Origin of the sequence: Mesorhizobium sp. M4B.F.Ca.ET.017.02.2.1, assembly GCF_003998955.1 — a bacterium.
Classification (GTDB): Bacteria; Pseudomonadota; Alphaproteobacteria; order Rhizobiales; family Rhizobiaceae; genus Mesorhizobium; species Mesorhizobium abyssinicae.
In genome coordinates this window covers 14,793-41,208 of the sequence record NZ_RZOF01000013.1, presented here as the reverse complement: position 1 = coordinate 41,208, position 26,416 = coordinate 14,793, and the positions used below count along the sequence as shown (strand labels likewise).

Below are 26,416 nucleotides of genomic sequence, written 5' to 3'. Positions count from 1 at the left end.
GCAGATCTTGACGTATTCAGCCGGTTCCGGCTCGGCGACGACAACGGCGTCGGCGGCGCGCGCACCGGAAACTGCGATCAGGGCCGCAGCTGAGCCGAGAAGAAGGCTCTTGATGTTCATTTTCTGATCTCCAGACAAAAGTTAAACGGGTTTGATATCTTTGCTGAAGGGCAAGCGTTGCCGCCCCGTCCCCACTGTTGAAAATGACGCGCATCGCGCCGCCCTTTTCGTCCCCGACATGGCGCAAGCGGGAGCGCTATTCAACAGAGATCATGTTTGAAAAAGGGATTTTGGATTCTTCGAAAAGTATTGTTGCGCAAATACCACGAATATCTCAACGAATTTGGCACAAACGGAACAAACAGTACAAATGCAACGTTGAGATAGATTTGAACAACCTAGAGTAAACTTAAATATGACTATCTGATGAGAGGAATTTAGTCGATTAACGAACGAGGCATCAACAATTGGCCAACCGTTTGATTTGAAGGCCGAAAATCAGACTGAAGCGCCGCTGAGACTGTCTGCCGATGTAAACTCGCGTGCGGCCTGCACCACCTCGCGCACCATGTCGTGCTTGAGCATTTCAATGGGAGTGCGACCACCGAGATCGGGCGAAGGGCGGATCAGCCAGAACCAGGCCAGCCTTGGATTGGCAATTAGCGAAAGCACCTCGCTGATCCCTGGCGCCGGCCTGCCGTCGACGAACTGGGCGAGCGGGAAGACATGCTTGCGGCCACCCTTGCGCAAGGCAATGACCTCGTTTCGCCGTTGCCAGCGATGCAGGGTCGAGCGCGGTATGCGGAAATTCTCTTCCAGATAGGTCGACCCTGCGACCTCGCCGGCCCAATCCTCGATCAGCACCGATTGGAGATCGTTGGTTCGCTCGCGCGGGTCGGGGGAAGCGGGTTTCCGGCTGTCGCCTGGCGATGCCAAAGCAGCGATGTCATCCGAGGTATTCGCCATGTCGCGCTGTGCGGCCGTTACTGCATGGACCAACTCCGAGGCCAAGGCGCTCCATTCGCCCTTGAAAGAGCCAATCGCGAGCCGCTGTGCCTGCGGAAGGAAAGGCAGGCTTGCGGCAACATTGCCGGCGAAGGCGCTGGTTGAACCTAGGGTCTGTGCGTCAAGAACGACCCCATGCTGGATTAGTGCCTGTTGCACCGCCTCGGCCACGAGGCCCGCCAGGGCATCCTGCGATATCGCATCCGTCGGATTTTGAAATCTGGTCATGTATCTGTCTTGCAGGCCACGAGCGCTCCTCCCCAGCTGCGGCCGATTGAAATGGCTACAGCAGGAAGCGAAAATGGCAGCAACGACAAACACAGCGACCCGACAGGTTGCTGTCTTGCATTTCTTGCACCCCAACTGGACATCCCGAAATGTCAGTCACGGGACGCCTCAGTCTGCGTGTAGGTGTGCTCTATGACAGACGTGCGACAAATCGCGTTCTTCCTTCTCCCCTGTTGGAGAAGGTGGTTCGGCGCGCAGCGTCGAGACGGTTGAGGGGTGTTCCAGCTTGGCGCCAGCATACCCCTCACCCGGATTGCCAGCCGATTTGTGAAGGACAAATCGGGGCAATCCGACTTCTTCCACAAGGGGAGAGCTAAGAGGCCTAAAGCAACCCCGCCAGCTGGGCCGCGCTGCGCAAATTCTGCCGCGGCCGCGGCCCGATCTGCTGGATCACCAGCCCGGCCGCCAGCGAACCGAGGTTGCCGCAATCCTTCAGGCTGCGTCCAGCAGTGTAACCGTAGAGGAAGCCGGCGGCGTAGAGGTCGCCGGCGCCGGTGGTGTCGACCAGTTCGCGGATCGTCGTCGCCTCGATGGTGACGGTCTCGTCGCCGCGCACGATCACCGAGCCCTTCTCCGAGCGGGTGACGGCTGCGATCTTGCAATCCTTGCGGATCGCCGCCAGCGCGTCCTCGAAAGACGAGGTCTGGTAGAGCGATTTGATCTCGTGGCTGTTGGCGAAGACGATGTCGACGGTGCCCGAGCGCATCAGGTCCAGGAACTCGTCGCGGTAGCGGTCGACGCAGAACGAGTCCGACAGCGTCATCGACACTTCGCGTCCGGCTTCATGCGCCAGTTTCGCCGTCTGCCTGATCGCTTCCTTGGCGCGCGGCGGATCCCACAGATAGCCCTCGAAATAGGTAACCTTGGCGCCGGAGGCCTTGTCGGCCTCGACATCCTCGGGACCGAGCTCGACGCAGGCGCCGAGATAGGTGTTCATCGAGCGCTCGCCGTCCGGCGTGACGAAGATCATCGACCGCGCCGTCGGCGGCTGGCCCTGGAGTGGCTTGGTGTCGAAGGCGACGCCCTGGGCCTGGATGTCGTGGGTGTAGATTTCGCCGAGCGGGTCGTTCGAGACCTTGCCGAAGAAGGCGGCGCGGCCGCCGAAGCTGGCGATGCCGGCCGCCGTGTTGCCGGCGCTGCCGCCGGAAGCCTCGATCGCCGGGCCCATGCGGCTGTAGAGCAGCTCGGCGCGCCTGGTGTCGATCAGGTTCATCGCGCCCTTGATGATGCCGTTGGTCTCGAGGAAGGCGTCGTCGCACTGGGCGATGATATCGACAATGGCATTGCCGATGCAAAGCACGTCATAATCCGGCATCAATCTCTCCGCCTGGGAACCTGCCGGCTTTCTGCCATGCCGGCCGGGCGCGGGTCTAGCGAGTTGCCGTCCTTTTGCCTACCCCGAAAATCGGCATCGGGTTCCGCCATGCCGGCCAATGGCTGCGCTTATTCGCCGGCTGCTTCAGCCATCGCATCAAACTGGACCATATCGGCCGTGACGATGGCGGCTATGGTTGCATCGGGATCGAAACATTTCCGCCTGGCCGTCGGCTAGAAGCGATCCGATCGAAGTTTCTGAAAAGCGCGAACCGGCAATGCCCGCAAAGACCGACATGACCACCGAACTGGCTCTTCTTGGCGTGCTGGCCGTGCTGTGGGGCGCGTCCTATAGCTTCATCAAGGTCGGCGTCGAGACGATCCCGCCGGTCACCTTCATCGCCGCGCGCACCCTGATCGCCGGCGCCATCCTGCTCGCCATCATCCGCTGGCGCGGTCTCGCCATGCCGAGGGACGCCGCAACCTGGCGTCGCTTCGCCTTCCAGGCCTGCCTGAACAGCGTCGTACCCTTCACCCTGATCGCCGCCGCCGAGCGCTCCATCGATGCCGGCCTCGCCACCATCCTCAACGCCACATCGCCGATCTTCACTTTCCTTCTGACGGCGCTGATCACCCGCCACGAGCCGGTTACGCTGCGCAAGCTGGTCGGCGTCGGCGCCGGTATTGCCGGCATCTGCCTGATCGTCGGCACGGAGGCGCTCGGCGGCCTCGGCCATCAGCTATGGGCGCAGCTTGCCGTCATCGCCGCCACCGTCAGCTATGCGGGCGCCGCAATTTTCGGGCGCAACTTCAGGGGGCTCGACCCGATGCTGCCGGCCGCCGGCTCGATGATCTGCGGCGCCGCGATTTTGATCCCGCTGAGCCTTGTTTTCGACCGGCCGTGGACGCTCTCGCCATCGACGGCATCGATCCTTGCGCTGATTGGACTTTCGGTCTTCTCCACCGCGCTCGCCTTCTCGATCTTCTTCCGCCTCATCCACACGCTTGGCTCGGTCGGCACCACGTCGCAGGCCTATCTGCGCGTGCCGATCGGCGTCGGCATCGGCGCGCTCTTCCTGGGCGAGAGCCTCGGTCCGACGGCCTGGTTCGGCATGGGTTTCGTCGTCGTCGGCGTCGCGGCGATGACCATCCCCGCGCGGCAGAGGAAGCTTGCGCAATAGTTGCGCCGCTCGACAAGGGTGCCTATCTCGGAAGCGTCTTTGTCGATGAGAGGTTGGAGACGCCGTGATCCTCGACGCTGCCCGCGCCGCCGCCAGCCGGCTGTTCTCGCCCGAATTCCGCTCCGTCTTCCTTAAGACATTGGGGCTGACCCTGCTGGCGCTGGTGGCCTTTTGGTTCGGCATCGAGAGCCTGCTCGAATGGCTGGCTTGGCCGTGGCTGCAGGGGCCCGGCCTGCCGTCCTGGGCCGGATGGCTGGGCGCCATTGTCGCCGGCATCCTTCTGGCGATGGGGATGGCTCTTCTTGTCGCGCCGGTGACGGCCGTGATCGCCGGCCTGTTCCTCGACGACATCGCCGAAGTGGTCGAGCGTATCGACTATCCGGATGATCCGCCGGGCCGTCCCGTGCCAGCGCTGCACGCGCTGGTGCTGGCGATAAAATTCTTCGGCGTCGTTGTCCTCGGCAACATAGTCGCCCTGCTGCTGCTCCTGGTGCCGGGCATCAACATCGCCGCCTTCTTCATCGTCAACGGCTACTTGCTCGGGCGCGAGTTCTTCGAATTCGCCGCCATGCGCTTCCGCCCGGAGGCAGAGGCCAAGGCGCTGCGCAGGAAACATGCCGGCACGGTGTTCCTGGCCGGCCTGGTCATTGCCGCCTTCCTCGCCGTGCCGTTGCTCAATCTTTTGACCCCGCTCTTCGCCGCCGCCATGATGGTCAACCTGCACAAGGCGGTATCGGCACGGGAAAAGGCGTAACTCTATCCGGCCGTCAGTCGCCCGGCTTGCCAAACAGCGATTGCAATTTGCCGAACGGCATCGCGGAGCGGGTGAAGCCGAACGTGCCGTCCTGCTGGATCTCGCGCGCCGCCGTCTCCAGCATGCCGAAGGCGAAGTTGGTCAGCCACGGTCCGAGCGAGATGCGCTTGACGCCCGCCTGGGCAAGGTCGGCGGTGGTGAAGCCTGGCCGCGCCATGACGTTGACCGGCTTGTTCACCGACGAGCAGACGATCCGCACCGTCTCGACGTCGCTCAACCCTGGCGCATAGAGCACGTCGGCGCCGGCCTGCTCGAAGGCTTGCAGCCGCTTGATCGTATCGTCGATATCGGTCCGGCCCCACAGGAAATTCTCGGCCCGCGCGGTGAAGACGAAGTCATGCTTCAGCGCCCGCGCCGCCTCGACAGCGGCGGCGACGCGTTCGACCGCGTGCGAAAATTCATAGATGGGCTTTTCCGGATCGCCGGTGTGGTCCTCGATCGAGCAGCCGGCAAGCCCGGCCGCCTCAGCTGCGAAAATGGTCTCGGCGGCCTGTTCCGGGCTGTCGCCCTTGCCGCGCTCGAGGTCGGCCGAGACCGGCAGGCTGGTCGCCGCCGTCACTTCGCGGCAATGATGGATCATCTGGTCGAACGTCACCGCGCCGTCGGGCAGGCCGCGCGAGAAGGCAAAGCCGGCGCTCGTCGTCGCCAGCGCCTTGAAGCCGAAGGAGGCGAGAAGCTTCGTCGTGCCGATATCCCAGGGATTGGGCATGACGAAGGTCGAGGCGTGCAGGTCGCGAAAGATCTTGCCCTTGTCCATGGATGCTTCCCTCCAGACATCGAATTGCCGGGAAAGTCTATCGCGCCGATTTTCGCCGGGCAAACGAATGCGTTTGGCTCAGAAGCGTTTCTCGTTCTCTGCTGACAAACGCTCGAACGCCTTGGAGCCAGGCACGTAGCGCGACGCTTTCTTGCTCCAGCGGTAGGTCACGGAGATCTTGTGCGACGAGGCCTTGGGCTGCCCGCCCTCGCAGTCCTCCCCCGGCACGGTGGCGTCTGTGACCGTCGCCTTGATCGCCGCATAGCGCCGGCCGTCCGCGAGCGTCTTGAAGGCAAGATCCTGCGTCCGCTTGTAGCAGTAGTGTTCATCGAACGTATTGATGGTGTCGACCAGCTCGAAGCGGTCGTTGCGGACCATGAGCAGCAACGTGCTGACATAGCCCTGGTTCGAATTGAAATGCGTGCTGGTGATGACGACGGCGTCATCGCCGGCGCTGATCGAAAGCCTGGCCGGTTCGCGAAAAAACGTGCTCCGATCGGTGGCGACATTGACCGCATCGAGCAGTTTCGGCTTGCTGCCGAGGTCGTAGAGAGCCAGCACAGCGAAACCCTGGGCGCTGTCGGAGGCTTGCCCGAGGTCGAACAGCATCGTCAGCCGCTCCCCGCCGCCGGCTTTGATGTCGAGCACGGCGGCGCTCGACAGGTCGCCGGTCGAAGGTGGCGCCTCGTCATCGGCCTCGCCGCTGATGGGGCGGATCTTGATCGGCGAAGTGCCGGCGAGAACCGGAGCGACCATGTTGGCTAGGTCGAGATAGGTGATGCCGTTATGGCCAGGGACGGCGCTGCTCAGTTCCGGGAAGCTGGCGCTTTGTGCGCCTGCCGCTGCCCACAGCCAGGGCAAGAACAGGCAAGCGAGAATGAAGCGATACAAAATGGAAATCATATGTGCGGGTGCCCCTCGAAAGAGCGCACGCTAGCACGGAGTTTTGCAGCGCACAGCCGGGGGCAAGGTCGAACATAGGCTCAGGGGATCGGCACCAGCCCGGCCAGTTCGCGCATGTCGTCGAACAGGATGCCGCCGGCCTCTTCCAGGCCGTGCGGATCGGAATAGGGGTCCGCGTGATAGGAGAAGACGCGCATGCCGGCGGCGATGCCGGCCTCGGTGCCTGCGACACTGTCCTCGATGACGATGCAGTCGGCCGGCGCGAAGCCCATGGTCTTTGCCGCGTAGAGGAACAGGTCCGGAAACGGCTTGCCGCGCCCGACCATGGTCGAAGAGAACATGGCGTGCTCGAACAGCGGCAACAGCCCGGTCTGGCCGAGGGTGATGTGCATCTTCGACACCCGAGCCGAGGAGGCGACGCAATAGGCGATGCCGGCGGCCCGCACCTTCCCGACGAAGTCGCGCACATAAGGGATCGCCTCGACGCCATGCGCGAACAGGTCCGGCAGGCCGGCGTTCCAACGGTCGACGAAATCGACGCCGAGCCTGACCTCGGTCGCCGCTTCGATCTCTTTCTGCACCGAGGCCATGCTGCGGCCGGAGAAGTTCTTGCGGCAATATTCGAAGGTGGTGGCGAAGCCGGCGCCGCTCAGCCACTCGGCGAGGCGCCGGTTGGCAAGGTTCTCGGTGTCGACCAGGACCCCGTCGCAGTCGAAGATGACCAGCTTTGGAAAGGGCCCACGCATCAAGCGGTGCCGGTAGACCCGAAACCGCCGCCGCCGCGCGTCGTGCTCCCGGCCAGGGAACGTTCTTCCACCGCCACCTGAGTCACCGCGGCAAAGACGATCTGGGCGATGCGCATGCCGCGCGTCACCGCGAAGTCCTCGTCGCCGAGATTGACCAGCAGCACCTTCACCTCGCCGCGATAATCGCTGTCGATGGTGCCGGGTGAATTGAGAACGGTAAGGCCGTGTTTGAAAGCGAGGCCGGAGCGCGGCCGGACCTGGCCTTCCATGCCTTCGGGAATTTCCACGATCAGCCCGGTCGGCACCAGCGCGCGTTTACCGGGCAGGATCAGCAAAGGCCGGTCTTCCGGCACCGCGGCGCGCAAATCCATGCCGGCGGCGCCTGAGCTTTCATAGGCCGGCAGCGGCAGGCTTTCGCCATGCGGAAGCCGGACGAAACCGACGGAGGGGCCGATGACGGAGGAGGGATAGACAGCTGTGCGCATGAGCCCATTCCTATCGGCGCGAGTGCCGGAAAGGTCAACCCGGCCGCAACGCTATCAACGCCTTTCTTTCGAGGCGGTTCCTGCTCAGCGCAGCTCCACGGGTACGACGGTCGTCTCCTTGATCTCCTCCATGACGAAGGAGGCCGAGACATCCGACAGCGCCACCTTGGCGATCAGCCGCTGGTAGAGCCGGTCATAGGCCTTCACGTCGGCGACGCGGGCTCTCAGCACATAGTCGAGATCGCCCGACATGCGGTAGACGCCGGTGATCTCGGCAAAGCCGGTCACCGCCGCGCGGAATTTCTGCAGCCAGTCCGGATCGTGGTTGGAGGTGCGGACCAGGATGAACACGGAGAGGCCGAGGCCGAGCTTGTCGGCATCGACCAGCGCCACGCGCCCGGTGATGACGCCGTCCTCCTCCAGCCGCTTGACCCGCCGCCAGCAGGCGTTGCGCGACAGCGCCACCCGCTCCGACAGCTGATCGACCGACAACGTGCCGTCGCGCTGCAGCTCGGCCAGCAATCTTCGATCGATTTCATCGATTTCTATGTTCATCTTGGGATGATTGTCCCAAATTGCCGCTCATCGCAAGGACAATTTGGGATCGATGAACCTTTGATCCGTGGCACGATACCCAGCATCGGGGCTCATCCCGGCAGGAGGGATCACCATGACGACGTTTTCGAAGCTGTTCACCTCTCACCCGGCCAAGGTGGGCGAGACCTATTTCAGCCACATGGCCTTCGCCGCCTGGTTCTGCTCGCGCCTGTCGCTGGCCGCGGGCGCAGCGCTCGTTCACGCTTTCTTGCCATTTCTGTTCGAGACTACCGCCAGCCGAATCGTCCGCGAGCTCTATGAGCGGACGCACAACAGAGGCTCACACGCGGTCAAGGAGCCCAAGGCTCTGATGGACCGCGCCTAGCAACGGTGGAATGCGATGTGCCGGTGGGCGGCCTATTTTGGTGAAGCGGTCTTCCTCGAAGACATCATCACCGCGCCCTGCCATTCGCTGATCGCCCAGAGCCACTGCGCCCAGGAAGCCAAGTCGCCGACCAATGGCGACGGTTTCGGGCTTGCCTGGTATGGCGACCGGCCCGAGCCCGGCCTCTATCGCGACATCCTGCCGGCCTGGTCGGACCCCAATCTGAAGAGCCTGTGCCGGCAGATCAAGTCCGGCCTGTTCCTCGCCCATGTGCGCGCCTCGACCGGCGGCGCCACCAGCCGCATGAACTGCCATCCCTTCATCTCCGGCCGCTGGTCGTTCATGCACAACGGCCAGATCGGTGGTTTCGAGAAGATCCGTCGCGCGCTGGAGAATTCGCTCTGCGACGCCGTCTTCGACCAGCGCGAGGGCACCACAGATTCCGAGCTCTTTTTTCTCCTGATGATCGACGAGGGTCTGTCCGAAGACCCGCAAGGCGCGGTGTCGCGCGCCACCAGTCGCGTGCTGGAAGCCTCGCGTCGCGCTGGCCTCGAGCCGGCGCTGAAGCTGACGGCTGCTTTCTCCGACGGCCAGGCGCTCCATGCCGTGCGCTACGCCACCGATGATCATGCGCCGACGCTCTACACCTCCGTCTTCCGCAACGGCGCGGGCCGCTGCATCGTTTCCGAACCCTTCGACCGCGACGGCGGCGAGTGGCAGGCGATCCCGCCGTCGAGCTTCGTCACCATGACGGCGGACGGCATGGGCATTCGGCCTTTTGCACCTGCAGCGAACAAGCTGGCGCTGGTCGGCTAAACACGATCTCGATCCGTCGAGACCGGTGCGGTCCGGGCCGGAATCGCCCGGCGATCGCCGCCATCTTTCCGGCCTGCCTTGGGCAAAGGATCAGCAAAACATCAGCGCGACGTAAGGACGCCAAACCGTCCTCCTGTCATCTCTGGCGCCTCACCGGCGGCGAATGGTTTTCATTCGCGGCCCCGGTTGGATGGGCAAAAGAGGATGACGCGACAATGTGCAGATGGGCCGCCTATCTCGGCGAAGCGATATTCCTTGAAGAGATCGTCACCGCACCTTCCCACTCGCTGATCGTTCAGAGCCGCGACGCGCGGGAGGCGAAATCGCCGACCAATGCCGACGGCTTCGGTCTCGCCTGGTATGGCGGGCGGCCCGAGCCTGGGCTCTATCGCGATATTCTGCCGGCCTGGTCAGACCCCAATCTGAAAAGCCTGTGCCAGCAGATCAGATCCGGCCTTTTCCTGGCCCACGTCCGCGCCTCGACCGGTGGCGGCACCAGCCGCATGAACTGCCACCCGTTCATTTCCGGCCGCTGGTCGTTCATGCATAACGGCCAGATCCACAGCTTCGAAAGGATACGCCGCGGACTGGAGAACTCGCTTTCGGACGCCGTCTACGACCGGCGCTCGGGCAGCACCGATTCCGAGCTGTTCTTCCTGCTGATGATCGACGAGGGCCTGTCGCGTGATCCGCATGGCGCGGCAACGCGCGCCGCCAATCGCGTGCTCGACGCCTCGCGCCGCGCCGGTCTGGACCCGGCGCTGAAGCTCACCGCCGCCTTCTCGGACGGCAAGGCACTGCACGCCGTGCGCTACGCCACCGACGATCATGCGCCGACGCTTTACACCTCGGCCTTTGGAAGGGGCCGCTGCATCGTCTCGGAGCCCTTCGACCGCGAAGGCGGCGAGTGGCAGGCGATCCCGCCATCGAGCTTCGTCACCATCACACGCGATGGCATGGTCGTTCGGCCCTTTACTCCGGCTCTGGCGGAGTTGGCGCTCGCGAGCTGAACCATCTGGCCGCGCATACCAGCGCAATCCCGATCAAGCGAGGCCGATCCTCGGATGCTGAACTCGGCTTGAAGCCGCGCCACAGTCCGCCATCTTGATCAGCGGGCGCGGCCAGCAAGCCGGAGCATTCGTCATGGACATCGCCTTCGCCTCGACCATCGATCTCGCCACCGCGATCGCCGCGCGAAGAATCTCGGCCGTGGTGGCGCTGGATGCGCATCTTGCGCAGATCGACAGGGGCAACGGGGCGGTCAACGCCATCGTCACCCTCGACAGGGAAGGGGCTCGCGAGCGCGCCAGGCAGGCGGACGTTGCGCTGGCGCGCGGCGATGCGCTGGGTCCGCTGCACGGCGTGCCCTTCACCCTGAAGGATACGCACGACACGGCCGGCATGAAGACCACGGTCGGCTTCCCGCCGTTTGCCGACTATGTGGCGAAAAAGGACAGCCCGGTCGTGGCGCGGCTGAAGGCGGCTGGCGCAATACTGATCGGCAAGACCAATGTCGCGACCATGCTCAGCGACTGGCAATCGGACAATCCACTGTTCGGCCACACCGGCAACCCCTGGAATCTGTCGCGCACCGCAGGCGGCTCCAGCGGCGGCGCGGCGGCGGCTGTTGCAGCGGGCATGACGCCGTTCGAGGTCGGCACCGACATGCAGGATTCCATCCGGCTGCCGGCTGCCTTCTGCGGTGTCTACGGCCTGAAGCCGACCGAGCACCGCGTTTCGCTGGCCGGCGCTTTTCCCGATCCGGGCGGGATGGCGCGCAGCGTCCGGCTGATGTCGTGCCTCGGCCCGCTGGCGCGCAGCGCCGAGGACCTGGCACTGATCTACCGGATCATCGCCGGACCGGATGGAGGCGACACCGACCTTGCGCCGGTGCCGGTCGAGGCTACGGATACGCCGGACGTCGGCACGCTGCGCTTCGCCGTCGCCACGACCTTCCCTGGCTTCCCGGTGGCTGGCGAGATCAGCGCCGCCGTCGAGAAGCTTGGCGAGAAGCTCGGATCGGCAGGCGCCATGGTCGATGAGGCAAAATTGCCCCGGCTCGATCTGCACGACGATCTCGCCGAGGGCGGCGCGCTGATCGGCATGATGCTGGAGGCCGCGCAGCCGGACCCGCCGGAGCAGCCGACGCCCGTCTCGCGCTGGTTCACGGCGCTCGCCCGCCGTGACCGCTCGATTCTCGGCTGGGACCGGTTCTTCGAAAGCTGCGATGCGCTGCTCTGCCCAGTCGCCATGACCACCGCCTTCCCGCATTGCGCGCCGGGGACGGCGATCGAGGTCAACGGCAGAGAGGAGAACTATTGGATGCTGCCGGCCTATGGCGCGGTGTTCAATTATTCCGGCCATCCGGCGCTGACGATACCCGGCGGGTACGATAGAGAGGGCCTGCCCATCGGCCTGCAGTTGGTCGGCAGGCGATGGTCCGAGACGCGGCTGCTCGGCATCGCGTCAGCGATCGCGCCACTCACTGGCGGCTATCGCAGGCCGACCGGCTATTGAGAGAAATGGCCAAGCCCGTAAGGCTGAAGCAATGGATCGCGCTCGCCGTCGAGGATTTCGCGGGCCGCAAAAAGACCGACCGCCGGCGCCAGCGTGATGCCGGAATGCATGACGGCGACATAGAGCCCGTCCATCCCCTCGGCGCGGCCGATGATCGGGAAGCCGTCGACCGGGGTCGGCCGGTAGCCGACCGTGTGGAAATCGAGCTCCAGCCCCTCGGCGCCGCCCAGCATCGCCTTCGTCGCCTTGAACAGCTCGCGCGCCGTGTCCTCCGCATTCTCGCCCGGATCGGCGCCGCCGAAATCCGAGCCGGCGATGATGCGGCCCTCGGCCGTCTGGCGCATGTGCAGCCGCTCGGCCAGCACCAGCCCGTTGAGCAGCTTCTTGTAAGGGCGCGAATGAACGATCAGGCCGGGCGGTGTTTCGATCGGCAGCTTGACCCCGACTGTTTCGGCGATCCCCGGAGCTCCGGCGCCGGCCGCGATCACCACCTCGTCGGCGGTAAGCTGCTCGCCGGACATCTCCACGCCCGTGACCTTGCCATTGGATCGCACCAGGGCGGTGACGGTTCCGGTTGCCAACTTCGCGCCGCGCCGCTCGGCATCGGCCAGCAGCGCCCTGGTAGCGGCAACCGGCTCGGCGACGCCTTCCTCCGCCACATAGAGCGCAAGCTCCGGAAGCTCGGTGAGATTGGGCTCGATGCGGGCCACCCGGTCGCGGTCGACGCGCTCGATGCCATAGCCCCAGGAGGAATGCTCGGCCGCATAGGCCTCCAGCTCGTCCGCCGGCATGTCCCAGCACAGGCCGCCGCACCAGGCGAGCGGCAGGCCGGGCAGATCCTTCGCCAGCCTTGTCCATTCGGCCATGGCGCGCCGGCGCAGCCGGAAATAGGTCTCGGGGTTGCCCCAGCTGGCATTGATCCAGGCAAACGAATTGGGTGTCGCGACGCCACCCGCGCCGCTATCCGAAATCACCGTCACCCGCGCCCCGGCTCCCGTCAGATGCCAGGCGATCGAGGCACCGATGATGCCGGCGCCGATGACGATGACTTCTTTCGCGCTGCTCATGCCGGGCTCCATCGGGGTTTCCCGTCATGCCATCGCACCGAGCCGACCTCAAGCGAGAAGGCGTCCATGCGCTACCCAAGCGCCTCTTGCTTGGTGCCGGCGAGCAGCCCTTTCAACTCGTCGTACCGCCGCATGAGGCGCGGCGAGTCGACTTTCTTCGCGACCGCGAGCACCGTGCCGAGCTCCAGCTCCGCGCCGGTGCGGTCACCCAGCCGGATGAGCAGCGCCGCGAGCGAAAGCCTGGCATCCGCGCAGCTGGTCGGCGAGCCGATCTCGGCCCAGCGCGAGCATGCGGTCTGCAGCTCCCACGCCGCTTCCACGAGGCGATCTTCCCGCATGAACAGTTCCGCCTTGGCCTCGGCAGTCAGCGCCCGGATCGAGGCCATCGGCCAACGTTGCGGCTCGCTTTCCAGTTCGGCGATCACCTGCTTCGCGCGCTCCAGCCGATCGGTCCGCGCCGCCACCTTGGCGAGCGTGGCAAGGACCATGCCGCGCCGCTGCAGGGTTGGCCAGCGGTTCCCAACCAGGGACCGCTCGAGCGCGCTGAAAGCGGCCTCCGCCTGTCCCTGCTCGAGCTGCAGCAGCGCAAGGCCGGGCTGCGGGTCCCAGCCCGCGGCGTGGGACGCGCGATAGGCTGTTTCTGCCTCGACGAAATCGCCGGCGGCAAGATGAATGTCACCCAGGACGCGCAGCGCATCGCCAGTGGCCCAAGGCGCGTCGAGCGCAAGCTGGTCGAGCGCGGCACGCACCAGGGTCTCCGCCTCTTTCAGCGTGCCATGGACGCCGAGCACCTCGGCCCGATGCAGCCGGCACGAGCCCGTGAGTTCCTCCAGCCCGTGTCCTCTGCACCAGCCCTCGTAGCTGAGGGTCCATTGGTTGGCTCTCGCCCAGTCGCCGAAATTTCGGCAGGCCCAGAGAATGTTGCAGTAGAGGATACCGCCGACGATCGGGTCGACATCGCTGGAGAGACCAAGCGCTGCGGCAAAATCCTGGTCTTCCTGCCCGGACCTTGTTTCCCCAAGGCAAAGCTTGAAGAAGCCGCGATAGATGAGACCGAGCGACTCGACGACCGGATCCTCGAGCTGCTTACCGACCTCGAAAGCCTGCTCGGCGAGCGCGAGCGCGTGCTCCGGCTCGGCTTCCGCGCCCTTGATGCGCGCGCCCATCCAGCACCAGAGGCCATGCTCCCTGCTCTCGGTGGCGCCATCGATCAACTGCGCGGCACGCTTATGCCAGCCATTGGCGGCGGCAAGCTCTCCTCTCTCCAGATGGATCATGGCAAGGGTGATTGCCGGAGAAGCCGCGCGCAGGCGTTCGCCGGCGACGCCGTACTCCGTCACCGCGCGCGCCAGGAGCGGAATGGCTTCCGCCGGCCGTCCCATGCACTCCAGTGCCAATGCCCATTCTTCGAGATCGGCCGTCAACAACTCGTCGGTGGCGTCTGCTTCGGCGAAGGAGGCCGCGGCCTCACGCCATTTTCTGGCCGCAACGGCCGCGCGTGCCAAAAGGATTGGCGAGCCGGGGCTCGAAGGCTTGCTCATCTCGCCGGCCGGAACGATCTTGTTTTCCGGAGCGGCAGGTGAATCCAGGTAGATCCGGTAGCCAAACCGGGGCAGGTTGCGCAGCGCCGTTTCAATTCCGCCCTGGCGAAGGATGCTGCGAGCGAGACTCGCCACGCGCTGCAGCGAGGCCTCCGTCACCGTGACGCCCGGCCACAGCGTTTCGAGCAGTTCGTCCTTGCTCAGCGCCCGCTCCTGATTTCGCAGCAGCATGGCGAGGAAGTCGAAGACCAGCGGCTGCGCCTCGACCTCCCTGCCGGCGAGGCGAAGGGCGCGGGATTCCTCGTTCAGCTCGAAGTCGCCGAAGCAATAGACCCCCATCGGCAGCATTCCCTCCAACGACAATGGGCAAAGGATCAGGAGAAGATAAGCGCGGCGTAAGGACTGTCGGCCGCCCCTCCTGTCATTCTTCCCGTGCCTGGCGAGCCAAGCGGCACTTTAGCCCAGCAACCCCAGGCATGTCACCGGCAGCGACCTGGTCGGGCCGCCAGCCGGCTTTTGAAGCCAAGATGAGGAGACTACGAAAATGCAGAAGTACATCATCGAACGGGACATTCCCAAGGTCGGCACCTTTGAGCGCGAGCAGCTCCGCGACGCGTCCAAGGCCTCGAACGCCGTCCTCGCCGAACTTGGTCCCGAAATCCAGTGGGTGGAGTCGTTCGTCACCGACGACAAGACCTTCTGCGTCTATCTCGCCAAGGACGAGGCGATCATCCAGCGCCACGCCAAGATGAGCGGCTTCCCGGCCACCAAGATCACGCAGGTGAAGCGCCTGTTCGATCCGACGACGGCGCACGCCAGCGCCTGACGGGGAGGGACCGGTGGTGAAACTCTTCGCAAATCTCGTCCTCGGCACGGCGTTGTCCGGCGCCATCTGGGCCTCCGCGCTCGCCTGCGGCACCGCGGATGCCCATGATACGCCGGACCCGGTGCTCAACCGGTCTCGGGAAATGGCGGCCAGGTACGTCAACATCGAGGTCGCCAAGGCCGAAGGCTACCAGCAGCTCTTCGAATGCACGACGCATGACGAGCACGGCACGATGGGGGTCCACTTCATCCATCCGGGCCGTGCCGGCGATGGCAAGCTCGTTCTCGCCGAGCCGGACGTGCTGACCTACGAGCCGGAGCCGGACGGCTCCATGCAGCTCGTCGGCATGGAGTACATCGTCTTCGAGAAGGACTGGAAGGACAAGGGCGTTCCCGAGTTCCTCGGCCGCACCCTGCAGCGCAAGACGACCGTGGGCGTCCATCCGGTGGACCCCTACTACGAGCTGCATGTCTGGCACTGGCGGCACAATCCGGCCGGCATGTTCGCCGACTGGAACCCCTATGTGAGCTGCGCCAACGATCAGTCCTGACGCAGCCAAGACCGGTACCGCATCGGGAGGGTCATTGTATGGCCCTCCCGATCTCCCATCGTTCAAACAGAAGGAAATACGACAATGTCATCCCTTGAAGAACTGGAATTCACCATCGATCGGCCCTTCGGCTGGCGCTTCTTCGTGACGGCCATCGATCGTTTCGGCGTCGGCGCCTTCGCCCGCATAATCCGCATTCGCAGGGACCGGGCGCGGCTTCACGAATTTCCGGACCACCTGCTGCGCGACATCGGCATTGATCGCTCCGAGATCGCGTTGGTCACCCGCTACGGCAGCAAGGATGGTCGCGGCTGGCTGTGGAACTGATCTGCGCGGCCGATTTCCGGTCGCCTCGGACCGATCGGCCCGAAACTGTCGACAGGCCGGAAAAGCGCTGCTAGAAGCCCGCGCCACAGACAGGATTCCACGACTTGGCAGAAGACATCGAAAACGCGGTATCGCGCCGTCGCACCTTCGCGATCATCGCCCACCCCGACGCCGGCAAGACCACGCTCACCGAAAAGCTGCTTTTGTTCGGCGGCGCGATCCAGCTTGCCGGCGAGGTCAAGGCCAAGAAGGACCGCATCCAGACCCGGTCCGACTGGATGAAGATCGAGCGCGAGCGCGGCATTTCGGTCGTCACCTCGGTGATGACCTTCGAGTATGACGACAATGTCTTCAACCTGCTCGACACGCCCGGCCACGAGGATTTCGCCGACGACACCTATCGCACGCTCTCGGCGGTCGACTCGGCCGTCATGGTCATCGATGCCGCCAAGGGCATCGAACCGCGCACGCTGAAGCTGTTCGAAGTCTGCCGGCTGCGCGACATCCCGATCATCACCTTCGTCAACAAGATGGACCGCGAGAGCCGCGATCCCTTCGAGATCCTTGACGAGATCGAGCAGAAGCTGGCGCTGGACACCGCGCCTGTCACCTGGCCGATCGGCCGCGGCAAGACCTTTTCGGGCACCTACCATCTGGCGCTGAACGCCGTGCGCAAGAGCGATGACGAGAAGGAGCGCACGCCGGTCAACGGTCCCGATTCCAACCGCGTTGCCGGGCTGCTGCCCGACAATGAGCGGGAAGCCTTCATCGAGGAGCTGGAACTCGCGCGGGAAGCGTGCAGACCCCTTGATATCGACGCCTTCCGCGAGGGCCATCTGACGCCGGTCTATTTCGGCTCGGCGCTGCGCAATTTCGGCGTGCGCGACCTGATCGAGGCGCTCGGCGCCTTCGGGCCGCCGCCGCGCGCGCAGGAGGCCGACAGCCGCAAGGTCGAGGCGACCGAGGAGAAGATGACCTCCTTCGTCTTCAAGATCCAGGCCAACATGGACCCCAACCACCGCGACCGCATCGCCTTCGTGCGCGTCTGTTCCGGCAAGCTCGAGCGCGGCATGAAGGCCAAGCTGGTGCGCACCGGCAAGCCGATGAGCCTGTCGGCGCCGCAGTTCTTCTTCGCCCGCACCCGCGTCACCGCCGACGAGGCCTTCGCCGGCGACGTCGTCGGCATCCCCAACCACGGCACGCTGCGCATCGGCGACACGCTGACCGAGGGCGAGGAGATCTTGTTCCGCGGTGTGCCGAACTTCGCTCCGGAAATCCTGCGCCGCGTCCGCCTCGGCGATGCCATGAAGGCCAAGAAGCTGAAGGAAGCCCTGCACCAGATGGCCGAGGAAGGCGTGGTGCAGCTGTTCTCACCCGAGGACGGCTCGCCAGCCATCGTCGGTGTCGTCGGCGCTCTGCAACTCGACGTGCTCAAGGAACGGCTGAACATCGAGTACACGCTGCCGGTCGACTTCGAAATGTCGCGCTTTTCCGTCTGCCGCTGGATCTCGGCCGACGACAGGGCGGAGGTGCAGCGCTTCATCGAAGCGCATCGCGGCGACATCGCCCGCGATCTCGACAACGATCCGGTGTTCCTCGCCCAGCACGCCTTTTCGCTCAACTACGAAGCCGAGCGCTGGAAGGCGATCCGCTTCGCCGCGGTGAAGGACTACCAGGTCCGCGACAAGGCGGCGTAGTGTCACTCCTTTTTCCTTCTCCCCGTTCACGGGGAGAAGGTGCCCGAAGGGCGGTTGAGGGGCGGCGCCGGCGTTTGAGATTTCACTCAGCCACGGGCCGCTTCTTCGATCTTGGCGATGTCGATCTTGCTCATCTCCATCATCGCCGACATCACGCGGCCGGCCTTGGCCCTGTCCGGGTCGAGAAGCAGCCGCGGCAACTGCTCCGGCACGACCTGCCAGGACACTCCGAACTTGTCCTTGAGCCAGCTGCATTGCGACGGTTCGCCTCCGCCTTCGATGAGCCTGTCCCAGAAATAGTCCACCTCTTCCTGCGTCTTGCAGTCGATCGACTGTGACATCGCCTCGTTGAACTTGAATTGCGGTCCGCCGTTGAGCGCCTGGAACTGCACGCCGTCGAGTTCGAACGTGGTCACCAGCGCCTTGCCTTCATCGGCGTGGCCTTCGGGCCAACGCATCACGCTCAGCACCTTCGAATTCTTGAAGATGGACACGTAGAAATTCATCGCCTCTTCGGCCTGATCGTCGAACCATAGGCAGGTGGTGATCTTTTGCATCTCGTGCTCCTCGGGTTGCTTCTTACGATGAAACGGCTGACTCCGGGAATGGTGCCATTCCGTGCCGTCTGTCCAAGGACGGCCGCGGGGCGCGCGATCCGACAATGGCATCGAATTTTCCTGGAAAATCTGGCGCACCGCAAAATTGTGGCCAGACCAGGCTTCGGCGTCTATAACGCCTGCGACCTGAATTCAGCGCCGCCGCGCACCGCACCGGGCGCAGCCAGCCAGCTAAGGAAAATTGCATGCCCGCCTATCGTTCCCGCACCACCACCCATGGCCGCAACATGGCCGGCGCCCGCGGCCTGTGGCGCGCCACCGGCATGAAGGATTCGGATTTCGGCAAGCCGATCATCGCGGTCGTCAACTCCTTCACCCAGTTCGTGCCCGGCCATGTCCATCTGAAGGATCTCGGCCAGCTGGTGGCGCGCGAGATCGAGAAGGCGGGCGGCGTCGCCAAGGAATTCAACACCATCGCCGTCGATGACGGCATCGCCATGGGCCATGACGGCATGCTCTATTCGTTGCCGTCGCGCGAGCTGATCGCCGACTCCGTCGAATACATGGTCAACGCCCATTGCGCCGACGCCATGGTCTGCATCTCCAATTGCGACAAGATCACCCCCGGCATGCTGATGGCCTCGCTGCGCCTCAACATCCCGACCGTCTTCGTCTCCGGCGGACCGATGGAGGCCGGCAAGGTGGTGCTGGCCGGCAAGACGCAGGCGCTCGACCTCGTCGACGCCATGGTCGCAGCCGCCGACGACAAGATCTCCGACGAGGACGTCAAGGTCATCGAGCGCTCGGCCTGCCCGACCTGCGGCTCGTGCTCGGGCATGTTCACCGCCAATTCGATGAACTGCCTGACCGAGGCGCTCGGCCTGTCGCTGCCCGGCAATGGCTCGACGCTTGCCACCCATGCCGACCGCAAGCGCCTGTTCGTCGAGGCCGGCCATCTCGTCGTCGACCTCGCCCAGCGCTACTACGAGCAGGAGGACGAAAGCGCCCTGCCGCGCAGCATCGCCTCCAAGGGCGCCTTCGAGAACGCCATGGCGCTCGACATCGCCATGGGCGGCTCGACCAACACGGTTCTGCATATCCTGGCCGCCGCCCACGAGGGCGAGGTCGACTTCACCATGGAAGACATCGACCGGCTGTCGCGCAAGGTGCCGGTGCTTTGCAAGGTGGCGCCGGCCAAGTCCGACGTGCACATGGAGGACGTCCACCGCGCCGGCGGCATCATGGCCATCCTCGGCCAGTTGGACAATGCCGGGCTGATCAACCGTGACCTGCCAACGGTGCACACGGCGACGCTTGGCGAGGCGCTAGACCATTGGGACATTTCCCGCACCTCCAGCCAGAATGTGCGCGACTTCTTCCTCGCCGCCCCCGGCGGCGTGCCGACGCAGGTCGCCTTCAGCCAGGACCGCCGCTGGGACGACCTCGACACGAACCGTGAAACGGGCGTCATCCGCTCGGCCCAGACGCCGTTCTCCAAGGATGGCGGCCTTGCCGTGCTGAAAGGCAACCTGGCGCTCGACGGCTGCATCGTGAAGACCGCCGGCGTCGACGAGTCGATCCTGAAGTTCACCGGTCCGGCCAGGGTGTTCGAAAGCCAGGACGCTTCGGTCAAGGCGATCCTCGGCAATGAGATCAAGGCCGGCGATGTCGTCGTCATCCGCTATGAGGGTCCGCGCGGCGGCCCCGGCATGCAGGAGATGCTCTATCCGACCAGCTATCTGAAGTCGAAAGGCCTCGGCAAGGCCTGCGCGCTGATCACCGACGGCCGCTTCTCCGGCGGCACGTCGGGTCTGTCGATCGGCCATGTCTCACCGGAAGCCGCCGAAGGCGGGCTGATCGGCCTGGTCCGGGAAGGCGACACGATCGAGATCGATATCCCGAACCGCAAGATCCATCTGGCGGTCAGCGAGGCCGAGCTCGATTCCCGCCGCTCGGCCATGGCGGTCAAGGGCGCGGATGCCTGGAAGCCGGAGGAAAAGCGCAAGCGCAAGGTCACGACCGCGCTGCGCGCCTACGCCGCCTTCGCCACCAGCGCCGACAAGGGTGCGGTGCGGAAAGTGCCGGAGTAGGGTTAAGCTGCGACCCCTACCTCCCCCTTGTGGGGAGGTCGGACCGAAGGTCCGGGTGGGGGGCGGCGCCGACCCCCGCCCCGCTGCTTCGCCGCGACCCTTCCCACAAGGGGGAGGGTAAGCTCACGGCATCAGCTGATATTCATAAAGCTTCTGATACAGCCCGCCCTGCTTGAGCAGGGTCTTGTGCGGGCCGCTTTCCTGCACCTTGCCGTTCTCCAGCACCACGATCGTGTCGGCCTGATGCACGGTCGACAGCCGGTGCGCGATGACGATGGTTGTGCGCCCGACCGTGAGCTGCTGCAGCGCGTCGCGGAACAGCGCTTCCGACTCGGCATCGAGCGCGCTGGTCGCCTCGTCGAGCAGCAGGATTTCGGCATTGCGCAGCATGGCGCGCGCGATCGAGATGCGCTGGCGCTGGCCGCCGGACAGTAGCGAGCCGTTCTCACCGACCTCTGTCTCGTAGCCCTTGGCCATGGCGCTGATGAAGTCATGGGCGTTGGCGGCCTTGGCGGCGGCGATCACCTCCGCTTCGGTCGCATCCTGACGGCCGAGGCGGATGTTGTGCATGACGGTGCCGGCGAACAGGAACGTGTCCTGGCTGACATAGGCGATCTTCTGCCTGAGCGAGGCGAGCGTGGCATGCGAGATATCCTGGCCGTCGAACGCCACCTTGCCGCTCTGCGGGTCGTACATGCGCATGATCAGATTGAGGATCGTCGACTTGCCGCCGCCCGACGGCCCGACCAGCGCCGTCATCTTGCCGGGCGCCAGGGTGAGGTTCAAGTCTTTGAAGACCGGCGCGCTCTCGGGATAGGCGAAAGTTACGTCTTCGAACCTGATCTCGCCGGGCCCCGGTCGCAGCGGTGTGGCGTCCGGCTTTTCGGAAAGGGTCAGCGGCCGATCGGCGAGTTGGAACATCATGCGCACGCCGACGATGCCGGTCTCAAGCGAGATGCGCACGCGTGCCAGGCGCTTGGCCGGCTCATAGGCCAGCAGCAGCGCTCCGATGAAAGCCATGATGTTGCCCGGCATCTGACCGCCCTGCAAAACCAGGAAACCGCTCACAAAGATCGCACCGGCGATCGCCAGCCCGGCAAGCGTTTCCATCACCGGACTGGTGGCGGCTTCCAGTGTGGCGATGTTGTTGGCGCGGTTCTCGACGTCGGAGACCGCCTTGTACATGCGCTTGCGCATCGCGCCTTCGAGGTTGAAGGATTTGACGACACGCACCCCGATCGCCGTCTCCTGCATCACATGCACGATCTGGCCGAGCGAGCGGAATTCCATCGACGCAATCTTGCGGATGCGCTTCAGGATGCGGTTGACGCCGTAGATCGCGACCGGCCCGACGACGAAGCAGATCAGGGACAACGCCGGTTGCTTCCAGACCATGACGGCCACCAAGGCAATCAAGGTCACCAGGTCCCGCACATAGGATGTGACGACGAGGTCGAGGACGCTGCGTGCGGCCTGCGCGTTGTTGGTCATGCGCGTGATCAGGTCGGATGACGAGGTCGAATGGTAGAACTCGATGCCTTGCGCCAGGATCCGGTCATAGATCTTGCGCTGCCGGTCGGCGATGATGGCGTTGCCGACCCGGCTCATGAAATAGGCCTGGACGAAATTGGCGATGCCCTTGGCGATGAAGATTGCGGCGACCGCAAAGGCAATCCAGTTGACGCGTTCGACTCTCTTGTAGATCACGAATTCATTGGTGATTACGCTGAGGATCCAGGCGCTGGCGGCGGTCGTGGCGGCCACCACCAGCATCGACACTATGGCTGCGCCATAGCCGAACTTGTGTTGGTGAAAGGATTCCCTCACCAACCTCGCGATGAGGCTCTGGTTTTCCGACGAACGGAAGAAACGAAACAAACGGCTGATCCCGTGCCTGGCTGGAGTCTCTGAGCGAATTTCGGATTCGCCACGAGGGCGAGAGGCGGCTTATAGAGCGAGTTGCCGCCGGATGGAACCTTTCGCACTTGCGGAACGAAACGACTGCGGCAGACCGCCTTTTGCGCCGCGATGGCGCTGATTCTACCAAGGGGATGACGGAAGATGGATTTCGACCTGATCGTGCGCGGCGGCACGCTGCCGGACGGAAGGGTTGCCGACATCGGCATCGCCGGCGAGACGATCGCCGCGATCGAGCCCGAACTGACCGCCGCCGCAGGCACGGTGATCGACGCGCGTGGCAATCTGGTCTCGCCGCCCTTCGTCGATCCGCATTTCCATATGGACGCCACGCTCTCCTACGGCATTCCGCGCATCAATGCCTCCGGCACGCTGCTCGAAGGCATCGCGCTGTGGGGCGAACTGAAGCCGCTGCTGACGCATGAGGCGGTGCGCGAGCGGGCGCTCGCCTATTGCGACTGGGCGGTGTCGATGGGGCTGCTTGCCATCCGCACCCATGTCGATGTCTGCGACGACCGGCTGCTGGCGGTCGAGGCGCTGCTCGAGGTCAAGAAGACCGTCGCGCCCTATATCGACCTGCAGCTCGTCGCCTTCCCGCAGGACGGGCTCTACCGCTCGCCGACGGCGCGTCAAAACACCATCCGCGCGCTCGACCTCGGCGTCGACATTGTCGGCGGCATCCCGCATTTCGAGCGCACCATGGCCGACGGCACGCGCTCAGTAACCGAGCTCTGCGAAATCGCCGCCAAACGCGGCCTCATGGTCGACCTGCACTGCGACGAGACCGACGATCCGCTGTCGCGCCACATCGAGCAGCTTGCCTATGAGACCGAGCGGCTCGGCCTGCAGGGCAGGGTGGCCGGCTCGCACCTCACCTCCATGCATTCGATGGACAATTACTACGTCTCCAAGCTGTTGCCGCTGATCGCCGAGGCCGGCGTGGCGGCGATCCCCAATCCGCTGATCAACATCATGCTGCAGGGCCGCCACGACACGTTCCCCAAGCGACGCGGCCTGACCCGGGTGAAGGAGATGCTGGCGCTCGGCATCCTCGTCGGCTGGGGCCAGGACTGCGTGCTCGACCCCTGGTATTCGCTGGGCACCACCGACATGCTCGACGTCGCCTTCATGGGCCTGCATGTCGCCCAGATGTCGAGCCCGGCCGACATGGCGCGCTGTTTCGACATGGTCACCAACGTCAACGCCGCCATCATGGGCCTCGACCACCTCGGGCTGGCCGTCGGCAAGCGCGCCAGCCTCGTCGTCCTCGATGCCGGCAATCCGATCGAGGCGGTGCGCCTGCGCGCCGAACGGCTCTGCGTCATCGCCCGGGGCAAGGTGGTGGCGGAGCGGACAAAGCAGGAAACGCGCCTGTCGATCGCGGGCAGGCCGCAAAATGTCAACCGAAGGCATAAATCGAGCTAGAACCAGCCGATTTTCGTCGCTGGTCTTACGGATTGCCGGGATTTTGCTCGTCAAATCCCCGGCTTGAAGCTAGGACGCCCGCCATGGCTCAGTCTTTCGCCCGTGGCTTTACGATCAAGAACATGCTTCTCGCCGGCATCCTCCTGATGCTGGCCGGCGATTTCATGTTCGCGCTGAACGACGCGATGGGCAAATGGCTGGTCGCCTCCTTCTCGGTCGGTCAGGTGGTGCTGATCCGCTCGATCGGCGCCTTCATCGTGCTCGGTCCGATGATCGCCAACCAGGGCGCGGGCAAGCTGTTCAGTCTCGACCGGCCGATGCTGCAGGTCCTGCGCGTCGTGGCGACCACGCTCGATACCGGGTTCTTCTACGCCGCGGTCGTCTATTTGCCGCTCGCCGACGTGATGAGCTTCTACATGGCCGGCCCGATCTATGTCGCGGCGCTGTCGCACCTGCTGCTCGGCGAGAAGGTCGGCTGGCGGCGATGGCTGGCGATCCTGGTCGGCTTCTGCGGCGTGCTCATCATCCTGAAGCCGTCCTCTGCCGCCTTCTCAATGTCTTCCGGCTTTGCGCTGGTCGGCAGCATCGCTTTCGGCTTCGCCATCATCCTTGGCCGTCGTCTGCGCGGCACCAGCGACACAACGCTCGTCACCTGGCAGACCATCGGCACGCTGATTGTCGGCGGGGTCTTGACCATCGGCGCCTGGCGCACACCGTCCGCGCTCGATTTCGGCGCCATGCTGTTGCTCGGCGTCGTCTCCTGCGCCGCCCATCTGATGATCACCAGGGCGCTGAAGCTGGCTCCGGCCTCGACGCTGGCGCCGCTGCACTACAGCCTGCTTCTGTGGGCGATCGTCTTTGGTCTGGCCTTCTTCGGCGACGTGCCAAGCCTTCGCATCCTGGTCGGCTCGGCGATCGTCGTGCTCGCCGGCATCTTCATCTTCCATCGCCAGAAGGTGGTGGAGACGGTGGTTCCCCCCGAGAACGTGCCGAAGGGCGTGAACTAGGGCTCGCAGTTCGGGCGGCTAACCCTTGCGTATCGCCGCAAGATGCCGCGAGAACTCCGCCGTCTCCATCAACGCCTTGCAGCGGACGAAACGGCCGTCGGCATAGGCGCGGAAATCGTCGACCGGATTGTTGTTGGCGAGCTGGATCAGCCCCCACAGCGTCCACAGAAGGTCGCACATCGCCTTGTAGATGACGACGCGGCCGCGCTCGGCGGGCTTCGGCGCGCGGCCGAAATAGGCGAGCATCAATTCTTCGTCCTGCGCGGCGTCGAATTTGCCTTCGACGGAGAGATCGCCGAGGTCCCAGAGCGGATCGTTCATGCCCGAATATTCCCAGTCGACGATCCACATCCTGTCACCGGTATCGAGAAAATTCTCGCACAGCGGATCGCAGTGGCAGGCGACAATTGGAATGGGGTGGGCGGCAAGCGCCGCGCGCACGCTGTCGGCCTCGCGCACCACGTCGTGATAGCCGGCGGGCAGCGCCACATCCTTGGTCGACAGCACCCTGAGATAGTCGTCGATCATCGCAAACAGCTCGAAGCGGAACGGAAACACCGCGCCGGATGAATGCAGCTTGCGGAAGGCCTCGCCGGCGCGCGCCGGACTGCCGAGCCGCGTCTTGAACTTCTCCGGCGACATCGTCTCGGCACCGGCGACGTAGCGGCTCACCAGCACGCCCGTCGCGGCGTCGGCATGCAGCACCTCGGGGCTGACCCCGGCCTTGGCCGCCTCGCGCGCCGCCACCGCCTCATTGGCGCGGTTGATATACTCCTCGGTGCCCTTGCCGGGGATGCGCAGGCAAAGATCGCCGGCCCTGTAGACGAGATTGGTCAGGCCGCCGAGCCGTTCCAGCGGTCCCTGGTAGCCCGCCAGCACCGGAATCGCGGCCAATGCCGCGCGTGCCTCGTCCGTCATTATGCCCCCGTGTTTACCTTCTCACCTTGTTTATGGAGGAACGGTTCCACAATTTTCGCCATTTGGCTATCATCCGATCAAAGTCGACTCGATCAGGCGGCGGCAACAGAAAGATGGCAGACAGCAAGCATCTTGGACCGCTCACCGCGGCCTACGCGGCGAAGCGGCCGGAAGAGGTGGCAGCGCTTTACGACCGCTGGTCCGAGACCTACGACGCCGACATGTCGGCGGCCGGTTATCGCCATCCGACGATCTGCCTGGCGCTGATCGCCCGCCATCTGGCGCGCGGCGCCGCGCCGCTGCTGGATGCCGGCGCCGGCACCGGCCTGATCGGCGAATGGCTTGCCATCACCGGCTATCCCAAGGTCGAGGCGCTCGATATTTCGCAAGGCATGCTGGACAAGGCTGCCGCCAAAGGCGTCTACACGGCGCTTCACTGCCTGGCGATGGGTGGGCCATTGCCCTTCGCGGACAATGCCTATGCCGGCATCGTCTCGGCAGGCGTCTTCACTTCAGGCCATGTCGGCGCCGAGGGTCTGGACGAGTTGATCCGCATCTGCCGGCCGGGCGGGGTTATCGTGCTCACGGTCAAGAACACGCTGTGGGAGGCCGGCTTTGCTAAGCGCGTCGCCGCGCTCGAGGCAGGGCGCACGGTCGTCCGCGTCGAAGAAACCGCGCCCTATGTCTCAATGCCCGGCGAGGCCGACACGGTGCCCAGCCGCGGCCTGGTCCTGCGCGTGATCTGA

At 64.7% G+C, this 26,416-nt stretch carries 26 protein-coding genes; 14 read left to right on the top strand and 12 right to left on the bottom strand.

Translation table 11 applies throughout. The features are described 5' to 3' along the window. Nucleotides 1-498: 498 nt before the first annotated feature. The gene (locus tag EN738_RS03570) at nt 499-1,233 is read right to left on the bottom strand and encodes an antitoxin Xre/MbcA/ParS toxin-binding domain-containing protein (protein WP_127282485.1); all 735 of its coding nucleotides are present in this window, start codon (nt 1,231-1,233) and stop codon (nt 499-501) included. 382 nt (nt 1,234-1,615) lie between these two features. Beyond that, a complete protein-coding gene (locus EN738_RS03565; protein ID WP_127282484.1) occupies nt 1,616-2,608 on the bottom strand; it encodes an adenosine kinase in 993 nt (330 codons plus the stop codon). 277 nt (nt 2,609-2,885) lie between these two features. Between EN738_RS03565 and EN738_RS03560 the strand changes: the two genes are divergently transcribed. Continuing rightward, entirely contained in the window at nt 2,886-3,788 is a 903-nt protein-coding gene (locus EN738_RS03560) for an EamA family transporter (protein ID WP_127282483.1), read from the top strand. A 64-nt stretch (nt 3,789-3,852) separates the two neighbouring features. Beyond that, complete coding sequence (locus tag EN738_RS03555) at nt 3,853-4,542, top strand: sulfate transporter family protein (protein ID WP_127282482.1); 690 nt, start codon at nt 3,853-3,855, stop codon at nt 4,540-4,542. Between the two features lie 13 nt (nt 4,543-4,555). Here the strand turns inward: EN738_RS03555 and EN738_RS03550 are convergent, their stop codons facing one another. The 5 genes from EN738_RS03550 to EN738_RS03530 form a co-directional block, all read right to left on the bottom strand. After that, complete coding sequence (locus tag EN738_RS03550) at nt 4,556-5,359, bottom strand: oxaloacetate decarboxylase (RefSeq protein WP_127282481.1); 804 nt, start codon at nt 5,357-5,359, stop codon at nt 4,556-4,558. Between the two features lie 78 nt (nt 5,360-5,437). Continuing rightward, nucleotides 5,438-6,262 (bottom strand): hypothetical protein, encoded by an 825-nt coding sequence (locus tag EN738_RS03545; RefSeq protein ID WP_127282480.1) that lies wholly within the window; start codon nt 6,260-6,262, stop codon nt 5,438-5,440. 80 nt (nt 6,263-6,342) lie between these two features. Then, entirely contained in the window at nt 6,343-7,008 is a 666-nt protein-coding gene (locus EN738_RS03540; protein ID WP_127282479.1) for an HAD family phosphatase, read from the bottom strand. Beyond that, the gene (gene dut, locus EN738_RS03535; protein ID WP_127282478.1) at nt 7,008-7,493 is read right to left on the bottom strand and encodes a dUTP diphosphatase; all 486 of its coding nucleotides are present in this window, start codon (nt 7,491-7,493) and stop codon (nt 7,008-7,010) included. Before dut ends, EN738_RS03540 begins: the two co-directional genes overlap by 1 nt. A gap of 84 nt (nt 7,494-7,577) precedes the next feature. Beyond that, nucleotides 7,578-8,048 (bottom strand): Lrp/AsnC family transcriptional regulator, encoded by a 471-nt coding sequence (locus EN738_RS03530; RefSeq protein ID WP_127282477.1) that lies wholly within the window; start codon nt 8,046-8,048, stop codon nt 7,578-7,580. 115 nt (nt 8,049-8,163) lie between these two features. Between EN738_RS03530 and EN738_RS03525 the strand changes: the two genes are divergently transcribed. The 4 genes from EN738_RS03525 to EN738_RS03510 all read left to right on the top strand — a co-directional run bounded on the left by EN738_RS03525 (nt 8,164) and on the right by EN738_RS03510 (nt 11,748). Beyond that, on the top strand, nt 8,164-8,415 hold the full coding sequence (locus tag EN738_RS03525) for a DUF6356 family protein (RefSeq protein WP_126056793.1): 252 nt from the start codon (nt 8,164-8,166) through the stop codon (nt 8,413-8,415). 15 nt (nt 8,416-8,430) lie between these two features. Further along, nucleotides 8,431-9,231, top strand: a complete 801-nt coding sequence (locus tag EN738_RS03520) for a class II glutamine amidotransferase (protein WP_127282476.1) — start codon at nt 8,431-8,433, stop codon at nt 9,229-9,231. 215 nt (nt 9,232-9,446) lie between these two features. Then, nucleotides 9,447-10,241 carry a class II glutamine amidotransferase gene (locus EN738_RS03515; protein ID WP_127282475.1) on the top strand — a complete coding sequence of 265 codons (795 nt, stop codon included), beginning with the start codon at nt 9,447-9,449 and terminating at the stop codon, nt 10,239-10,241. 133 nt (nt 10,242-10,374) lie between these two features. Further along, nucleotides 10,375-11,748, top strand: coding sequence for an amidase (locus tag EN738_RS03510; RefSeq protein WP_127282474.1), 1,374 nt, complete (start codon nt 10,375-10,377; stop codon nt 11,746-11,748). Here the strand turns inward: EN738_RS03510 and EN738_RS03505 are convergent. Together EN738_RS03505 and EN738_RS03500 are read right to left on the bottom strand one after the other, a co-directional pair. After that, nucleotides 11,742-12,815: an FAD-binding oxidoreductase gene (locus EN738_RS03505; RefSeq protein WP_127282473.1), complete on the bottom strand. Its 1,074-nt coding sequence runs from the start codon at nt 12,813-12,815 to the stop codon at nt 11,742-11,744. The two genes, EN738_RS03510 and EN738_RS03505, sit on opposite strands and share 7 nt — an antisense overlap. A gap of 71 nt (nt 12,816-12,886) precedes the next feature. Then, nucleotides 12,887-14,695 (bottom strand): winged helix-turn-helix domain-containing protein, encoded by a 1,809-nt coding sequence (locus EN738_RS03500; RefSeq protein ID WP_189605734.1) that lies wholly within the window; start codon nt 14,693-14,695, stop codon nt 12,887-12,889. Between the two features lie 205 nt (nt 14,696-14,900). Between EN738_RS03500 and EN738_RS03495 the strand changes: the two genes are divergently transcribed. The 4 genes from EN738_RS03495 (at nt 14,901) to EN738_RS03480 (ending at nt 17,756) form a co-directional block, all read left to right on the top strand. Beyond that, nucleotides 14,901-15,182 (top strand): DUF4242 domain-containing protein, encoded by a 282-nt coding sequence (locus tag EN738_RS03495; RefSeq protein WP_127282471.1) that lies wholly within the window; start codon nt 14,901-14,903, stop codon nt 15,180-15,182. A gap of 16 nt (nt 15,183-15,198) precedes the next feature. Beyond that, nucleotides 15,199-15,732: a hypothetical protein gene (locus EN738_RS03490; RefSeq protein WP_127282470.1), complete on the top strand. Its 534-nt coding sequence runs from the start codon at nt 15,199-15,201 to the stop codon at nt 15,730-15,732. A gap of 84 nt (nt 15,733-15,816) precedes the next feature. After that, nucleotides 15,817-16,059 carry a DUF1127 domain-containing protein gene (locus EN738_RS03485; RefSeq protein ID WP_127282469.1) on the top strand — a complete coding sequence of 81 codons (243 nt, stop codon included), beginning with the start codon at nt 15,817-15,819 and terminating at the stop codon, nt 16,057-16,059. A gap of 104 nt (nt 16,060-16,163) precedes the next feature. Further along, nucleotides 16,164-17,756, top strand: coding sequence for a peptide chain release factor 3 (locus EN738_RS03480; RefSeq protein ID WP_127282468.1), 1,593 nt, complete (start codon nt 16,164-16,166; stop codon nt 17,754-17,756). 86 nt (nt 17,757-17,842) lie between these two features. Here the strand turns inward: EN738_RS03480 and EN738_RS03475 are convergent, their stop codons facing one another. Continuing rightward, a complete protein-coding gene (locus EN738_RS03475) occupies nt 17,843-18,313 on the bottom strand; it encodes a VOC family protein (RefSeq protein ID WP_127282467.1) in 471 nt (156 codons plus the stop codon). A gap of 245 nt (nt 18,314-18,558) precedes the next feature. Here EN738_RS03475 and ilvD point away from each other — a divergent pair, with 245 nt between their 5' ends. Then, nucleotides 18,559-20,403 (top strand): dihydroxy-acid dehydratase, encoded by a 1,845-nt coding sequence (gene ilvD / locus EN738_RS03470; RefSeq protein WP_127282466.1) that lies wholly within the window; start codon nt 18,559-18,561, stop codon nt 20,401-20,403. Between the two features lie 123 nt (nt 20,404-20,526). Here ilvD and EN738_RS03465 read toward each other — a convergent pair whose 3' ends face one another. Beyond that, the gene (locus tag EN738_RS03465) at nt 20,527-22,281 is read right to left on the bottom strand and encodes an ABC transporter ATP-binding protein (protein ID WP_127282465.1); all 1,755 of its coding nucleotides are present in this window, start codon (nt 22,279-22,281) and stop codon (nt 20,527-20,529) included. A 183-nt stretch (nt 22,282-22,464) separates the two neighbouring features. On the opposite strand from EN738_RS03465, the gene EN738_RS03460 reads away from it, so the two are divergent. Both EN738_RS03460 and EN738_RS03455 read left to right on the top strand, forming a co-directional pair. After that, entirely contained in the window at nt 22,465-23,745 is a 1,281-nt protein-coding gene (locus tag EN738_RS03460) for an amidohydrolase family protein (protein ID WP_127282464.1), read from the top strand. 83 nt (nt 23,746-23,828) lie between these two features. Then, nucleotides 23,829-24,752 (top strand): DMT family transporter, encoded by a 924-nt coding sequence (locus EN738_RS03455; RefSeq protein WP_127282463.1) that lies wholly within the window; start codon nt 23,829-23,831, stop codon nt 24,750-24,752. Between the two features lie 18 nt (nt 24,753-24,770). Here the strand turns inward: EN738_RS03455 and EN738_RS03450 are convergent, their stop codons facing one another. Next, the gene (locus EN738_RS03450) at nt 24,771-25,673 is read right to left on the bottom strand and encodes a phosphotransferase family protein (RefSeq protein ID WP_127282462.1); all 903 of its coding nucleotides are present in this window, start codon (nt 25,671-25,673) and stop codon (nt 24,771-24,773) included. A 110-nt stretch (nt 25,674-25,783) separates the two neighbouring features. On the opposite strand from EN738_RS03450, the gene EN738_RS03445 reads away from it, so the two are divergent. Then, entirely contained in the window at nt 25,784-26,416 is a 633-nt protein-coding gene (locus tag EN738_RS03445) for a class I SAM-dependent methyltransferase (RefSeq protein WP_127282461.1), read from the top strand.

What these genes read in the sequence shown, in the direction of transcription:
- EN738_RS03475 (WP_127282467.1), bottom strand. Translation starts at nt 18,313, where the DNA reads ATGCAAAAGATCACCACCTGCCTATGGTTCGACGATCAGGCCGAAGAG.
- EN738_RS03530 (WP_127282477.1), bottom strand. Translation starts at nt 8,048, where the DNA reads ATGAACATAGAAATCGATGAAATCGATCGAAGATTGCTGGCCGAGCTG.
- EN738_RS03545 (WP_127282480.1), bottom strand. Translation starts at nt 6,262, where the DNA reads ATGATTTCCATTTTGTATCGCTTCATTCTCGCTTGCCTGTTCTTGCCC.
- EN738_RS03560 (WP_127282483.1), top strand. Translation starts at nt 2,886, where the DNA reads ATGCCCGCAAAGACCGACATGACCACCGAACTGGCTCTTCTTGGCGTG.
- EN738_RS03510 (WP_127282474.1), top strand. Translation starts at nt 10,375, where the DNA reads ATGGACATCGCCTTCGCCTCGACCATCGATCTCGCCACCGCGATCGCC.
- EN738_RS03500 (WP_189605734.1), bottom strand. Translation starts at nt 14,695, where the DNA reads ATGGGGGTCTATTGCTTCGGCGACTTCGAGCTGAACGAGGAATCCCGC.
- EN738_RS03485 (WP_127282469.1), top strand. Translation starts at nt 15,817, where the DNA reads ATGTCATCCCTTGAAGAACTGGAATTCACCATCGATCGGCCCTTCGGC.
- EN738_RS03570 (WP_127282485.1), bottom strand. Translation starts at nt 1,233, where the DNA reads ATGACCAGATTTCAAAATCCGACGGATGCGATATCGCAGGATGCCCTG.
- EN738_RS03540 (WP_127282479.1), bottom strand. Translation starts at nt 7,008, where the DNA reads ATGCGTGGGCCCTTTCCAAAGCTGGTCATCTTCGACTGCGACGGGGTC.
- EN738_RS03515 (WP_127282475.1), top strand. Translation starts at nt 9,447, where the DNA reads ATGTGCAGATGGGCCGCCTATCTCGGCGAAGCGATATTCCTTGAAGAG.
- dut (WP_127282478.1), bottom strand. Translation starts at nt 7,493, where the DNA reads ATGCGCACAGCTGTCTATCCCTCCTCCGTCATCGGCCCCTCCGTCGGT.
- EN738_RS03520 (WP_127282476.1), top strand. Translation starts at nt 8,431, where the DNA reads ATGTGCCGGTGGGCGGCCTATTTTGGTGAAGCGGTCTTCCTCGAAGAC.
- EN738_RS03455 (WP_127282463.1), top strand. Translation starts at nt 23,829, where the DNA reads ATGGCTCAGTCTTTCGCCCGTGGCTTTACGATCAAGAACATGCTTCTC.
- EN738_RS03525 (WP_126056793.1), top strand. Translation starts at nt 8,164, where the DNA reads ATGACGACGTTTTCGAAGCTGTTCACCTCTCACCCGGCCAAGGTGGGC.
- EN738_RS03550 (WP_127282481.1), bottom strand. Translation starts at nt 5,359, where the DNA reads ATGGACAAGGGCAAGATCTTTCGCGACCTGCACGCCTCGACCTTCGTC.
- EN738_RS03495 (WP_127282471.1), top strand. Translation starts at nt 14,901, where the DNA reads ATGCAGAAGTACATCATCGAACGGGACATTCCCAAGGTCGGCACCTTT.
- EN738_RS03460 (WP_127282464.1), top strand. Translation starts at nt 22,465, where the DNA reads ATGGATTTCGACCTGATCGTGCGCGGCGGCACGCTGCCGGACGGAAGG.
- EN738_RS03505 (WP_127282473.1), bottom strand. Translation starts at nt 12,815, where the DNA reads ATGAGCAGCGCGAAAGAAGTCATCGTCATCGGCGCCGGCATCATCGGT.
- ilvD (WP_127282466.1), top strand. Translation starts at nt 18,559, where the DNA reads ATGCCCGCCTATCGTTCCCGCACCACCACCCATGGCCGCAACATGGCC.
- EN738_RS03565 (WP_127282484.1), bottom strand. Translation starts at nt 2,608, where the DNA reads ATGCCGGATTATGACGTGCTTTGCATCGGCAATGCCATTGTCGATATC.
- EN738_RS03445 (WP_127282461.1), top strand. Translation starts at nt 25,784, where the DNA reads ATGGCAGACAGCAAGCATCTTGGACCGCTCACCGCGGCCTACGCGGCG.